Source organism: Pseudomonas sp. WP18, from assembly GCF_036689585.1.
Classification (GTDB): domain Bacteria; phylum Pseudomonadota; class Gammaproteobacteria; order Pseudomonadales; family Pseudomonadaceae; genus Aquipseudomonas; species Aquipseudomonas chlororaphis_E.
The window spans coordinates 1,679,362-1,693,781 of the sequence record NZ_CP144758.1; the positions used below are offsets into that span (position 1 = coordinate 1,679,362).

General features: G+C 62.7%; 8 protein-coding genes. All 8 read left to right on the forward strand.

Translation table 11 applies throughout. The features are described from left to right. Positions 1-22: 22 nt before the first annotated feature. The 8 genes from flgG to V5F23_RS07425 all read left to right on the forward strand — a co-directional run bounded on the left by flgG (position 23) and on the right by V5F23_RS07425 (position 14,318). Complete coding sequence (flgG, locus tag V5F23_RS07390) at positions 23-808, forward strand: flagellar basal-body rod protein FlgG (RefSeq protein ID WP_042729470.1); 786 nt, start codon at positions 23-25, stop codon at positions 806-808. Positions 809-878: 70 nt separating this feature from the next. Then, complete coding sequence (flgH, locus tag V5F23_RS07395) at positions 879-1,574, forward strand: flagellar basal body L-ring protein FlgH (RefSeq protein WP_042729469.1); 696 nt, start codon at positions 879-881, stop codon at positions 1,572-1,574. Between the two features lie 42 nt (positions 1,575-1,616). Continuing rightward, positions 1,617-2,690 carry a flagellar basal body P-ring protein FlgI gene (locus V5F23_RS07400; RefSeq protein ID WP_161796106.1) on the forward strand — a complete coding sequence of 358 codons (1,074 nt, stop codon included), beginning with the start codon at positions 1,617-1,619 and terminating at the stop codon, positions 2,688-2,690. Between the two features lie 10 nt (positions 2,691-2,700). Further along, positions 2,701-4,005, forward strand: coding sequence for a flagellar assembly peptidoglycan hydrolase FlgJ (gene flgJ / locus V5F23_RS07405; protein WP_212803518.1), 1,305 nt, complete (start codon positions 2,701-2,703; stop codon positions 4,003-4,005). A gap of 10 nt (positions 4,006-4,015) precedes the next feature. Continuing rightward, the gene (gene flgK / locus V5F23_RS07410) at positions 4,016-6,082 is read left to right on the forward strand and encodes a flagellar hook-associated protein FlgK (RefSeq protein ID WP_047737644.1); all 2,067 of its coding nucleotides are present in this window, start codon (positions 4,016-4,018) and stop codon (positions 6,080-6,082) included. A gap of 13 nt (positions 6,083-6,095) precedes the next feature. After that, positions 6,096-7,661: a flagellar hook-associated protein 3 gene (locus V5F23_RS07415; protein WP_042729465.1), complete on the forward strand. Its 1,566-nt coding sequence runs from the start codon at positions 6,096-6,098 to the stop codon at positions 7,659-7,661. 108 nt (positions 7,662-7,769) lie between these two features. Then, entirely contained in the window at positions 7,770-11,351 is a 3,582-nt protein-coding gene (locus V5F23_RS07420; protein ID WP_212803862.1) for a glycosyltransferase, read from the forward strand. Between the two features lie 63 nt (positions 11,352-11,414). Next, positions 11,415-14,318 carry a TIGR00180 family glycosyltransferase gene (locus V5F23_RS07425; protein ID WP_338497884.1) on the forward strand — a complete coding sequence of 968 codons (2,904 nt, stop codon included), beginning with the start codon at positions 11,415-11,417 and terminating at the stop codon, positions 14,316-14,318. The last annotated feature ends 102 nt before the right edge of the window (positions 14,319-14,420 follow it).

Genomic DNA, 14,420 nt, shown 5'->3' on the forward strand with positions numbered 1-14,420 from the left:
TCAGGCGTACGAGGAGAATCGAATGCTTCCGGCTTTGTGGGTTGCCAAAACAGGTTTGTCCGCCCAGGACACCAACCTGACCACCATTTCCAACAACCTGGCGAACGTCTCGACCACGGGTTTCAAGCGTGATCGTGCCGAGTTCCAGGACCTGCTGTACCAGGTCAAGCGTCAGCCAGGTGCCCAGTCGACCCAGGACAGCGAGCTGCCGTCGGGCCTGCAAGTGGGTACCGGTGTGCGCATCGTCGGCACCCAGAAGAACTTCAACGCCGGCAGCCTGCAAACCACCGAGCAGCCGCTGGACATGGCCATCGACGGTCGCGGTTTCTTCCAGATCCTGCAGCCGGACGGCACCACGTCCTACACCCGTGACGGTACCTTCCACCTCGACTCCAATGGCCAGATCGTCAATGCCAGCGGTTTCGCCCTGGAACCGGCCATCATCATCCCGAACGATGCCCAGACCTTCACCGTGGGCCGCGACGGTACCGTGTCCATCACCGTGGCAGGCAACCCGGCCGCCCAGGTGATCGGCAACCTGCAGACCGCCGACTTCATCAACCCGGCCGGCTTGCAGGCCGTGGGCAACAACCTGTTCCTGGAGACCGCCGCCAGTGGCGCGCCGCAAATCGGCACCCCGGGCCTGAACGGTTTCGGCACCACGCTGCAGAACACCCTGGAAACCTCCAACGTGAGCACGGTCGAGGAGATGGTCAACATGATCACCACCCAGCGCGCCTACGAAATGAACTCCAAGGTGATCTCCACCGCCGACCAGATGCTCTCGTTCGTCACGCAGAATCTGTAATCGTCCCAACATCTGTACTTACGTAGACAGGGCGGCCCGTAGGTCGCCTGCAACACCGAGAGGTAGGGTCATGAAACGCTTTGTATCTGTACTGGCATTGAGTGGGATCACCGCGCTTGCGGGTTGTGTCGCGCCAACGCCCAGGCCCAATGACCCGTACTACGCGCCGGTGTTGCCGCGTACACCGTTGCCGGCTGCGGCCAACAATGGCTCGATCTACCAGGCCGGCTTCGAGCAGAACCTGTACAGCGACCGCAAGGCATTCCGGGTCGGTGACATCATCACCATCACCCTGAACGAGCGGACCCAGGCCAGCAAGAACGCCAACTCGCAGATGGACAAGACCAGCGCCACCAGCGTCGGCCTGACCTCGCTGTTCGGTTCCAGCCTGACCACCAACAACCCGATCGGCAGCAACGACCTGAGCCTCAATGCCGGCTACAACGCCGACCGGGCGACCAAGGGCGACAGCAAGTCCGGCCAGAGCAACAGCCTGACCGGTTCGATCACCGTGACCGTCGCCGACGTGCTGCCCAACGGCATCATCGTCGTGCGGGGCGAGAAGTGGCTGACCCTCAACACCGGTGACGAACTGGTGCGCATCGCCGGCATGGTTCGTGCCGACGACATCGCCACCGACAACACCGTTTCGTCCACCCGCGTGGCTGATGCGCGCATTACCTATTCGGGCACCGGTGCCTTCGCCGATGCCAGTCAGCCCGGTTGGTTCGATCGTTTCTTCCTCAGCCCGAAGTTCCCTTTCTAGGTGGCCCCGTTGAATCTTAAACAGCTGTTGCTCGGTGCGCTGATGATGTCGGCAGCCTTCGCCGCTCAAGCCGAGCGCCTGAAGGACATCGCCAGCATTTCCGGCGTGCGCTCCAACCAGTTGATCGGCTACGGCCTGGTCGTGGGCCTCAATGGCACCGGTGACCAGACCACCCAGACCCCGTTCACGCTGCAGACCTTCAACAACATGTTGTCGCAGTTCGGCATCAAGGTGCCGGCCGGTTCCGGCAACGTGCAGTTGAAGAACGTCGCGGCGGTGTCGGTCAGTGCCGACCTGCCGGCTTTCGCCAAGCCCGGCCAGCAGGTGGATATCACCGTTTCGTCCATCGGTAACTCCAAGAGCCTGCGCGGCGGTACCTTGCTGCTGACGCCGCTCAAGGGTATCGACGGCAACGTCTACGCCATCGCCCAGGGCAACCTGGTGGTGGGCGGCTTCGACGCCGAGGGGCGCGACGGTTCGAAGATCACTGTCAATGTTCCGTCGGCCGGTCGCATCCCTGGCGGTGCGTCGGTGGAACGTGCGGTGCCGAGTGGTTTCAACCAGGGCAACAGCCTGACGCTGAACCTCAACCGTTCCGACTTCACCACCGCCAAGCGCATCGTCGACAAGATCAACGACATGCTCGGCCCAGGCGTGGCCCAGGCCATCGACGGCGGCTCGATCCGGGTCACCGCGCCGCTGGATCCGAGCCAGCGGGTCGACTACCTGTCGATCCTGGAAAACCTCGAAGTGGATCCGGGCCAGGCCGTGGCGAAAGTCATCATCAATTCGCGCACCGGTACTATCGTGATCGGCCAGAACGTCAAGGTTTCACCGGCCGCCGTGACCCACGGCAGCCTGACCGTGACCATCACCGAAGACCCGATCGTCAGCCAGCCGGGTCCGTTGTCCAACGGCCAGACCGCCGTCGTGCCGCGGTCGCGGGTCAATGCCGAGCAGGAAGCCAAGCCGATGTTCAAGTTCGGCCCGGGCACCACCCTGGATGAAATCGTCCGGGCGGTGAACCAGGTCGGCGCGGCACCGGGCGACTTGATGGCGATCCTCGAAGCCTTGAAGCAGGCCGGCGCGTTGCAAGCCGACCTGATCGTGATCTGAGGGTCGAGCCATGGATATGCGCAAGGGCGCTTTGACCAGCGGCGACTCGGCGTCCTACTCGGACCTGAACCGCTTGAACCAACTCAAGGTTGGCGACAAGAACAGCGATGGCAACCTGCGCAAGGTGGCGCAGGAATTCGAGTCGCTGTTCCTCGGCGAAATGCTCAAGTCCATGCGTTCGGCCACCGAGGCCCTGGGCAAGGACAATCCGATGAATACGCCTGAAGCCAAGCAGTACCAGGAAATGTACGACCAGCAGTTGGCCGTTTCCATGTCCCGCGAAGGCGGCGGTATCGGCTTGGCCGACGTGCTGTTGCGCCAGATGTCCAAGAACAAGCCGCTGGCCCCGGGCGAAGCGGCCACGCTGTCGGCGGCCAAGCAGCAAGAGGCGCTGGACAAGGCGACCAAGGCGGCCGTGCCGACCCCGGTTGCCGCCGGCACCCTGCCCACGGACGGCCCGTTGTCGCGCACCAGCGGCCAGCGTCCACTGTGGGCCTCGCGGGCCGTCAGTGCGCCGCAGGGCGCCGAGGGTGGTCATCGCAACGACATGGAACTGCTCAACCAGCGTCGCCTGGCCCTGCCGCCGAAGCTGGCCGACCGCCTGCTCGCGGGCCTGGTGCCTTCGGCCTCGGTCAATGCCGAGGCCCCGGCGCAGAACCTGCTGCCCGATCGTGCTGTCGCCGCCGTCAAGCCGTCGAGCGGCGAGCTGGGCAACGGCGACTGGCTGGCCGCGCTCAAGGCGGCCGACGCGAAACCGGACATGCAGGTCTACGGCCGTGCCGTCGCGCAGCCGCCATTGGCACCGGCGCGCAAGGCTTTCCGCGATGCCGACGAATTCGTCAACGCCATGTTGCCGATGGCCAAGGAAGCTGCGGACCGCATCGGTGTCGACCCACGCTACCTGGTGGCCCAGGCGGCCTTGGAAACCGGTTGGGGCAAATCCGTCATGCGCCAGCCCGATGGCAGCAGCAGCCACAACCTCTTCGGCATCAAGGCGAGCCAGAACTGGAAAGGCGATTCGGCGCGGGCGATCACCAGCGAGTTTCGCAATGGCGAGATGGTCAAGGAGACGGCCGAGTTCCGTTCCTATGCGTCCTATCGCGACAGCTTCCACGACCTGGTCAATCTGTTGCAGAGCAACAGCCGCTATCAAGATGTGCTGAAGTCGGCCGATAACCCCGAACAGTTTGTACGCGAGTTGCAGAAGGCCGGTTACGCCACCGACCCGAACTACGCCCGCAAGATTTCGCATATAGCCCGGCAGATGACGAGTTACCAGAACTACGCATCGGCAGGCGCCACCACGACGTTATAAGGTCTGAACCATGAGTTTGCTCAATATAGGGATGTCAGGTCTGTCCACAAGCCAGACCGCGTTGGTGACCACGGGTAACAACATTGCCAACGTCGATACCGCCGGGTATTCGCGTCAGCAGACCGTGCAGACGACCAAGGCGTCGAACCAGTACGGCAACGTGTTCATCGGCTCTGGCACCACCCTGGCCGACGTGCGTCGGGTGTATAACTCCTACCTCGAAGCACAGCTCAAGACCACCACCTCGCTCAACAGCGATGCGGCGGCCTATCAGGGGCAGATCACGCCGCTCGATTCCCTGTTGTCCGACAGCGGCACCGGCCTGAACGGCGCACTGACCAAGTTTTTCGCCTCGGTGCAGAACGTCAATGCCAAGCCGGGCGACGACGCTTCCCGCCAGTTGCTGCTCAGCGATGCCCAGGCCCTGAGCAACCGCTTCAACTCGGTGGCCAGCCAGTTGACCGCGCAGAACGACAACATCAACGGCAACCTGTCGAACATGGTCGACCAGATCAATAGCCTGGCCACCACCATTTCCCAGTTGAACAAGAAGATCTCCGAAGTCTCCAACTCGGGCGGTGCGCCCAATGACCTGCTGGACTCGCGCGGCGAAGCCATTCGCCAGCTGTCGACCTTCACCGGCACCCAGGTCGTGGAGAACGGCAACAGCCTGGATATCTACCTCGGTTCCGGCCAGCCGCTGGTGATGGGCAACATCACCAACACCCTGCAAGCGGTGCCGGACAAGAACGATCCGGGGCGCATCGGCATCCAGCTCAACAGTGGTTCCAGTTCAATGGACCTGACTCAGGTGCTGACCGGCGGTGAGATCGGTGGCCTGATGCGCTACCGCAGCACCGTGCTCGACCCGGCCATGAACGAGCTGGGCCGTGTGGCGCTGGTCGTCGCCGACCAGATGAACAGCATCCAGGCCTCGGGTATCGACAAGAACGGTGCCTTCGGTTCCAACCTGTTCAGCAGCATCAACAGTGCCGCGCAGATGAGCCAGCGCAGCGTCGCCGCCCTGAACAACAGCGCCGGCGCCGGCAACTTCAACGTGTCCATCGAGGACACCGGCAAGCTGACCACCAACGACTACAAGATCACCTTTACCAGCGGCAGCGACTACACCGTCCAGCGCCTGCCCGATGGCACCTCGATGGGCGCGTTCAACACCGCGACCACGCCGCCACCGGTGGTCGATGGCTTCTCGCTGACCTTCGCCAACGGCACCGCGGCCGCCGGCGACTCGTTCAAGATCACCCCGACCCGCAATGCGGCGGGCAGCATCAAGACCGAGATGACCGATTCCAAGCGGCTGGCGATTGCCGCGCCGTTGGGCGCCGCCATCGCAGCGGGCGGCAGTGGCACGCTGACCATTCCGGCCAGTGGCCAGCCGGCGATGACCACCAAACTGGACATCTACGACGAAGCCACCACCAGCATCATCCAGAACGGCATCCAGAACTCGATGCCGGTCAAGGTGGTGTTCGGCGCGACCTCCGCTGACGGCACGAGCCAGGGTTACCAGTTGCTCGATGCCAAGGGCGGCACGATCAGCAGCGGCACGATCAAGCCTGGCCAGAGCAACACCCTGAGCCTGAGCGTTCCACTCAAGGACGCCAGCGGCAACCCGATCATGGACTCGTCCGTCCCGCCGGTGCAGCGTACCGTCTCGTTCGACATGTCCATCGCCGGCGCGCCTTCCCAGGGGGCGGGCATCAACATCAGCCTCAGCCAGGCCGGCAGCCTGGATAACCGTAACGGCACCGTCCTGGCCGGTTTGCAGACCGCCAAGACCGTGGACACCAATTCCGGCAGCAAGGGCATTTCCCTGAACGATGCCTACGGCAAGCTGGTGGAAGGTGTCGGTGCCAAGGCCGCCCAGGGCAAGCTGGACAGCGCCGCCACCGGCGCCATCCTGAACAACGCCAAGAGCGCCCGCGACTCGCTGTCGGGCGTGGACCTGGACGAAGAAACCGGCAACCTGGTCAAGTTCCAGCAGTACTACACCGCGTCTTCGCAGATCATCAAGGCTGCGCAACAAATCTTCAGCACATTGATCAACAGTCTTTAAGGAGCCGTAGCCCATGCGCATTTCTACCTCTCAGTTTTACGAAAGCACGGCTGCGAACTACCAGAAGAACTTCGCCAATGTGGTCAAGACCAGCGAAGAGGCCAGCAGCCTGGTACGGGTGAACACGGCCGCCGATGATCCGGTGGGCGCTTCGCGTCTGCTGCAACTGGGCAACCAGGCGTCGATGCTTTCGCAATACGAAGCGAACGTCACCACGATCAAGGCGACCCTGGGCACCACCGAAGCGGTCATGACCAGCATCGGCAACGTGCTGCAACGCGCCAAGGAATTGGCCGTCAGCGCCGGCAACGCCGCCTACACCGACTCCGACCGCAAGGCGGTGGCCTCGGAATTGGGGTCGATCGAAGAGCAACTGCTGAGCCTGATGAACACCAAGGACGAGAACGGCAAGTACATCTTTGCCGGCTCCAAGGGCGATGTCGTGCCGTTCACCCGCAACGACGACGGCACCTACAGCTACAACGGCGACCAGGTCACCTTGGACCTGCCGATCGGCGACACCATGTCCATGGCCACCAACAGCACCGGCTGGGAAGCATTCCAGCAAGCCGTCAACACCAGCCGTAGCCAGGTCACCATGACTGCGCCAGCGGTGGATGATGGTCGCGTGGTGTTGACCAACGGCCAGGTCTCGTCCGCCGTGACTTACAACAGCCAGTTCCGCAGCGGTGAACCGTACACCGTGGAGTTCGCCAGCGGCACTCAGTTGAAAATCACCGATTCGAGCGGCAACGACGTGACGGCCGAAGCCAGCAAGGGCGGCGTCATCAACCCCAACACCCAGGCTGGGCAGACCGTTAGCTTTCGCGGTGTCGACCTGACCTTGAACGTCAACCTTCATACGGGCGACGCGGCCGGCACGGTGCTGCCTGGTCATACCTTCACCCTGGCGGCCAAGCCCGACAGCTTCACGCCGGCCCGCAGCCCGGGCAACACCACGACGACCCAGATCACCGGCAGCACCATCACCGACCCGGTGGCCTACCACGCCAGTTTCCCGTCGGGGTCGGCCGTGATGAAATTCACCAGTGCCACGGATTTCGACCTGTACGCCGCGCCACTGACCGCCGACAGCAAGCCGGTATCCAGCGGCACCCTGGCAGGCAACGTCGCGACCGCCTCCGGCGTGAGCTTCACGCTCAACGGTGCCCCGGCCGCCGACGATCAGTTCAGCATCGCGGTCAACACCCACGAGACCCAGAACATCCTGGACACCGTGAACCAGTTGCGCTCGGCATTGGAAACGCCCGTCGATGGCAACAACATCGCCGGCCAGAAACTGAACGCGGCGCTGGCTTCGGCCATGGGTAACCTGGCCAGTGGCACTGACCAGCTGACCAGCGCGTTGAGTTCGGTCGGTGGTCGTGGCCAGTCCCTCGACACCCAGAGCGACACCAACCAGAGTTTTGTGTTGGCCAACTCCCAGACCCAGTCGGCGATTCGTGATTCCGACCCGGCCGAAGTGATGACGCGCCTGACCTTGCAGCAGACTATGCTGCAGGCATCGCAGTTGGCGTTCAGCAAGATCGCTCAATTGGGTCTGTTCAACAAAATCTGATCCGGGGCAGGGACCGTGACGCCAGCGCGGTCCCTGACTCGCTCCTTATACGATTCAGGACGTCCTGCTCTCGCCTGAGTTGACGCCCGCCGGTTGAGAGCCATGCGTGTGAAATCAGCTCCTCTTGTCAGTATTGCCATCCCCGCGTTCAACCCACGCTTCTTCACTCTCGCTTTGCAAAGTGCGCTCGACCAGACCTACGAGAACCTGGAGATTGTCATCTGCGACGACTGTCGCACCGATGAAGTGGAGCAGATTGTCCAGACCCTTGGCGCGGGTTCCAACGTCCCCGTGCGCTACCTGCGCAACCCGCAGCGGCTGGGATTCCAGCAGAACCTGTTGCGCTGCCTTGAAGAGTCCCGGGGCGAATTCATCAAGTTCCTGTGCGATGACGACCAGTTGTTGCCGCTCTGCGTCAGCCAGCAGGCGGCGATGCTGCAGGAGCATGCGCAAGTGTCGTTGGTGGTCAGCAAGCATCACCTGATCGATGCCGACAATTACGCCTTGCCGATCCGCTTGGAAAACACCGGCATCACCCAATTCGATGCGCTGTTCAACGGCACTGACATGCTGGCGTATTTCGAAAAAACCACCCGTAATATTCTCGGCGGCTTCAGTGGTGCGTTAATGCGCCGCACCGATGCCGAGGCCTTGCTGCCCGCGTTGGCGCGGGCCGGTGAAGGCTTCGAGGCTGTCCTCGACTTTGCCTTGTTCATCTGCCTGTTGCGCCGCGGCAACCTGGTCCAGCTTTATGCCGAGGGCAGCGGCCAGCGGTTGCATCCGGATCGCCTGGGGCGTCAGCCCAAGATGCTCGATGCGGCCACGGTGGAACTGACATGGCTCAAGGAAATGCTCGCCCAGCGCAGTGGCGAGCCGGCGCCCGCCAGTGGCTGGGTGCGTTACCAGACGCTGGGGCAGCCCAAGGAGCCGGGGGCACCGGAGTGGGAGGAGGTCAACGTCTACTCGATCATTGCGACCCGGCAGGGCGTTATCGGTTCGCAAGTCGGTACGGACATCGAAAGCTACGCAGACCTCTACGTGCAGTGGCTGGAGTGCCGGCGTTTCAGCCCATTGCGCAAGCAAGTCCTGTCTCGACAGATCGCCCGCTGGGCCTATCGTCCGAGGATAGTCCCCGTCATCATCGACGCGCAGGACGATGCCTATGCGCTGGGGATTACCCTGCAGAGTATTGCTGCCCAGGCCTATGCCTGCGAATCGGTGCTGGTGTTGTCCAATGGTCGCCAGTCACTGGACAACCATGTCCTGCGCCTTGGGCTGCAAGCAGATTGGGCGCAGCAGCTCAATGGCTTGCTGCCCCAGCTGGACGGTGCCGACTGGTTCTACCTGCTGCAGGCCGGCGATCGCCTGACCGAATCGGCGCTGTTGATAATGGCCGACCGGATTGTCGGTTCGCCGGGTGCGGTCTGTCTCTACAGCGATGAAGGCGCGCTGGTGGATGAAAAATCGGCCGAGCCGATCTTCAAGCCCGACTTCAACGTCGACCTCATGCGCGGCTATCCCTATGTCGGTCGGACACTGGCGTTCGAGCGCGAGCGATTCCTGGGCTCGGGTGGGTTCGATCCGAGCCTGGGCGAGTTGGCCCCCCATGACCTGGTCTGGCGACTGGTGGAAACGGACGGGCCGCAAGTCATTGGGCATATTCCCGAGGTCCAGGTCGAGTCGATGTTCTCGTTCGCCCAATGGCTCTCGCTGCCCGAGGTCATCGAGCAGAACGCCCGGCTGGTCGGCGCTCACCTGCAGCGCATCGGCGTACCGCACCGGCTGCATCCGGGGCCGCTCCTGGCGTTGATCCCGCGCATCGAATATCTGTTCGACGAGCGGCCGCTGGTGTCGATCGTCATCAGCGTCAAGGATGACCTGGGCGCGCTGGAACGCTGCGTCAACAGCCTGATCAGCACGACCACGTATCCGCACTACGAAATCATCATCGTCGATAACGCCAGCGAGAACGCCGAGCTGCAACATTGGTTGCGGGCAATGGCCGAATTGGGCAGCGACACCCTGCGAATATTCACCCACCCGGGAAGCGACAACGAAGCCGTTATCCGCAACTTCGCCGTGCAGCAGGCCCGCGGTGAATACCTGTTGTTGCTCAACCCCAATTGCATCGTGCTGGAAGCCGCCTGGCTGGACGAGCTGCTCAATCATGGGCAGCGTCCCGAGGTTGGCATCGTCGGGCCCCGCACACTCAACCAGCAAGGGCGGGTCATCGATTCCGGCATGATCATGGGGCTCGGTGGCCTGGCGGGCAGGGCCTTTGTCAACGAGTCGGTCACGTCAGGCGGCTATATGCAACGCTTGCAGACCGTGCAGAACTGGAGCGCTGTCGGTGATCACTGCCTGTTGGTGCGCAAGCAGGTGCTGGAGGAGACCGGTGGGTTCGATGAGTCGATCACGACGCAGCGCATCAACGCCCTGGAGCTGTGCCAGCAGGTCGGGAAAAACGGTTACCTGATCGTCACCACCCCTTACAGTGACGTGGTGCTGGCGTCTGGCGTGGAAGCCAGTCGCGATGCCTCCTGGAAGCAGCGGTTGGAGCACGAGCAGGAGGCGTTCTATCAGCGCTGGTTGCCCAGGATCGCCAATGATCCTGCCTACAACCGTAACCTGACCCTGACCGGGAAAAGCTTCAGCCTCGAACCCGGACCCCGCACCGGCTGGAATCCGTTGATTACCCGCAACGTGCCTTCGATCCTGGGGATGGCGGTCAATACCTCGGCGGTGGGGCACTACCGGGTCAGCCAGCCGTTGTTCGAACTGGAAGCGGCAGGGCGGATCGTGGGACGTGTTGCCTACGATACGCCCTCGATCATCGATATCGAGCGTCAGTCACCCGATGTGATCGTGCTTCAAGGTCGCTATAACGTGGGTAAGTTCAAGGACATCGCCCAGGTCAAGAATTACTCCAAGGCCATGCGCATCTACGAATTGGATGACTACATCGCCAACGTCCCGGAAAAAAACGAACACCGTCGCAATATGCCGGACAACCTCGAAGACTTGCTACGCCGGGGGATCGCCCAGTGTGATCGGGTGGTGGTTTCCACCCATCCGCTGGCGGACGTCTTGTCCAGCATGCACCACGATATCCGCGTGGTGCCGAACATGTTGGCGGCCGGCCTGTGGCACCAGCTCAGAAGCCTGCGTGCCACCTCCAGCAAGCCGCGTATCGGTTGGGGCGGCGGCACCAGCCACCGTGGCGACCTGGAGCTCATTGCAGATGTCGTGCGTGAACTGGCTGACGAAGTCGAATGGGTTTTCTTCGGCATGTGCCCGGATCTGCTCAAGCCCTATATCCATGAGTTCCATCCTGGCGTGAGCCTGGCGGCGTATCCGGCAAAGCTTGCCAGCCTGAACCTTGACCTGGCCCTGGCGCCGCTTGAGTTTCATGTTTTCAATGACTGCAAGAGCAATCTTCGCCTGCTGGAGTACGGTGCGTGTGGCTATCCGGTCATTTGCTCGGATACCGAAGCTTACCGGGGGCATTTGCCTTGTACGCGGATTCTCACCAACAGCAGCGAAGAATGGCTGGAGGCGATCCGCATGCACCTGGCAGACCCGATTGCCAGTTACCGGATGGGCGACGAATTACGTGAAGTGGTGCTGCGCGACTTTATCTTGCGCGGCGATAACCTGCAGTACTGGGCCAACGGCTGGCTGCCGGATTGATGGGTTTCAACCTTGAAACTCCCGGTGTCGCTGATGCGGTCACCCACTCGTTAAGGAATGAATATGCAAAGCAATGTCCCAACAGGATCGTCTGCGCCGTTGAATGAACGGTTGACCCTGGTGCTGCTCGCTCACGACCAGTCGACTGCCCTGCGGCGGGCGTTGCACCACTACCGCGACGGTTCATTCGCCGTGCTGGTCATCGACTCGTCCAGCCAACCCGGCGGCGACATCACGGCAGCGTTCCCAGGCGTGCAATACCTGCATGCACCCACGGCCACGGGTTTCGGCGACAAGGTTCGCCAGGCTGTCGAGCGCGTCGCCACGCCTTACCTGGCAGTGGCCGATGCCGAGGATTTCCTGCTGCCCCAAGCGCTCGAGCAGGCGTTTCAGTTCCTTGAGGCACACCCCGACTACAGTGCCTGCCAGGGCTACAGCCTGGCGTTCGAGGCCCACGCCGATCGCGTCGACTACTACCTGTTCGACCGCAAGGGCAGTGATGACTACCGCGGAGCATCGACCGAAGCGCGGCTGGCTGCGTTTGCCGAAGATTGCCCGTCGCTGGCCAATGCCCTCGTGCGCACTGAAACCCTGCGGCGCAGCTACGCGTCGTTGCCCACCGGTTTTGATTCGCGATTGCAGGAAGCCGGCCATACCTATGGTGTGGTGAGCGAAGCCTCGGTGCGCCTGCTGGACATTCCGTACGGTGTGCATGAACGCGGTCGCGTGGCGCCGCCGCGAAGCCCGTCCGCAGTGCCGGGTTCCCAGGACCTGCGCGCGGCCGCCGAACAGGAACGCCTGGCCACGACGTTGGCTAGCGCATTGGGTGCGGGAGCCTCGACGCGCGAGCACGCCAAAACCATCGTGAAGAAACTGGCCGAGCGCTCGGTGCCGCAGTCCGGCAAGCTGTTGGAGTCCGCTTGGGATTCGCGGCGTGGCGAACCGGTTCGCCGGTTCGAACCGACGCAATACGTCGAGATGCCTTTCTATAACCGGGCGTTCTTTGACGAACTCACCGACCTGGAATTCCTGCTTCATGCGGCGCCAAGCGGGCAGGTGCAGTTGAGGGAGCTGGAAGCGGTCATGCTCAAGCAGAAGGAGCTGTCTCGCCCCCAACGCAATGCCAGCGCCGAGCCGCTTGATGAACAACTGGCGAGGGCTTTCCTCAGCTATGCGTTCAACCAGGACCTGATCAAGCAACTGCTCGAACTCATGCAGGCCAAGGGTGACAAGCGCTACGTGCAAATGCTCCAGGCCTGGGACCAACGGCTCAAGGCGGCGGCGTTTGAAAATACCGCGAGGTTGTTCGACACCACGCGCTCCGGCCAATTGCTGGCCTGGCTCGAAGCGCGTGAGCCGAGCGCCAGTGACGCCCGGAAAGTCTCCAAATACCTGGCCGCCCGCAACGGTGGCCCGACGTTCGGCATTTTGATCCTGGACCTGGACGCCGACATCTTCAAAATGCAGGCGACGTTCGACAGCGTCATCAATGGCTATTGCCGGGCGTTCAAGATTGTTGTGTTTACCACCGGCGATCTGCCGGCCGAGACCACGTCAAAGAATGTCCTGCATTTCGTCAAGGTCAACGAAAGCAACTACGTCGACAAGATTAACCAGGTGGTCAGCCAAAGCGATTGCGATTGGATGGTCATGGCCGAGGCCGGTGATGAGCTGACGCCGGGCGGCCTGTTCCGCGCGGGTGTGGAATTGCTGGGCGCTCCACAGTGCCAGGCTGTGGCAATGGATGAGTTCCAACGTCAGCCCGACGGGACGCTGGCCGATGTGTTCCGGCCAGGGTTCAACCTCGACTTGCTGCTGAACGCCCCGGCCTTGATGGCCCGTCATTGGCTGGTACGCCGCGAGACGTTGGTCAGGCTCGGCGGCTATTCCCGCGAGTTCAAGCAAGCGATGGAATTCGACCTGCTGTTGCGTTTGATCGAGCAGGACGGCCTGGAAGGGCTTGCCCACCTAGATGAGCCTTTGCTGACCTGCCAGGCGCCGGCGGTGGAAGACAACGCCGATGAACGCAAGACGTTGCTGCGTCACCTGGCGGTGCGTGGTTATCAAGCCGATGTGAGCGCGTCGGTGCCGGGGACACACAAGATCGACTACCGCTTTGCCGAGCGTCCGATGGTGTCGATCATCGTCCATGGCATCACCGACCTGACGCCGCTGCAGCGCTGCTTGCTCAGCGTGCTGCAACGCACCCGGTATCAGCGCTACGAGGTGTTGGTCCCGCTCGTGGCGGCCGAGCACGCGACGCTGCGCACCTGGCTCGGTGGCCAGGGGCATCAGGCCAGTCGGGTGCGGTTGCTGGAGATCGAACCCGGCGTCGCGACAGGGTCGTTGATCAACGCCGTCAGCCAGGAGGCCAAGGGTGACTATCTGGTGACCCTGGCGGCCGACAGCGAGGTGCTCAACGTCAACTGGATCGAGTCGTTGCTCAACCAGGCCTTGCGTCCGGAAGTCGGTGTGGTCGGCGCCAGGCTGATCGAGCGCGATGGGCGTATCACCCAGGCTGGCTTGATCCTGGGCTTGAATGACGAGGTGGGCTCGCCTTTCATCGGCGAATCGAAAACCGCCAAGGGCTACATGAACAGGCTGGTGGTCGAGCAGAACTGTTCGGCGGTGTCGTTCGCCTGCCTGATGATTTCCCGGCAGTTGTTCAACGCGGCCGACGGCATCGACAGCGGACTGTTCGACGAGGCCCTGGGGGATGTCGACCTGTGCCTCAGGGTGGGCCAGGCGGGTTACCTGACGGTCTGGACGCCCCACGTGCAGGTCATCCAGTCCGGCGTGCTGGCCAGTACGCCCGAGGCGCTTGCGGCGCTGCGTGGCAAGTGGTCCGGGGCGTTCGCTCAGGACCGTTTCTACAACGCCAACCTGTCGCTGCAAGGTGCGGGTTTCGCCCTGGGACCGGTGCGCAACGTACCGTGGACCGACCTGCTCGACGAACCTGCCGCCTGACCTCGCTGCTCAGCGTCGGCAGGGTGAACCTGCCGGCGCGCTTGCCGAAGTACCCCACTCATCACCCGATGCCTGCCCGCAGTCTCTGACGGACGCGGGCAA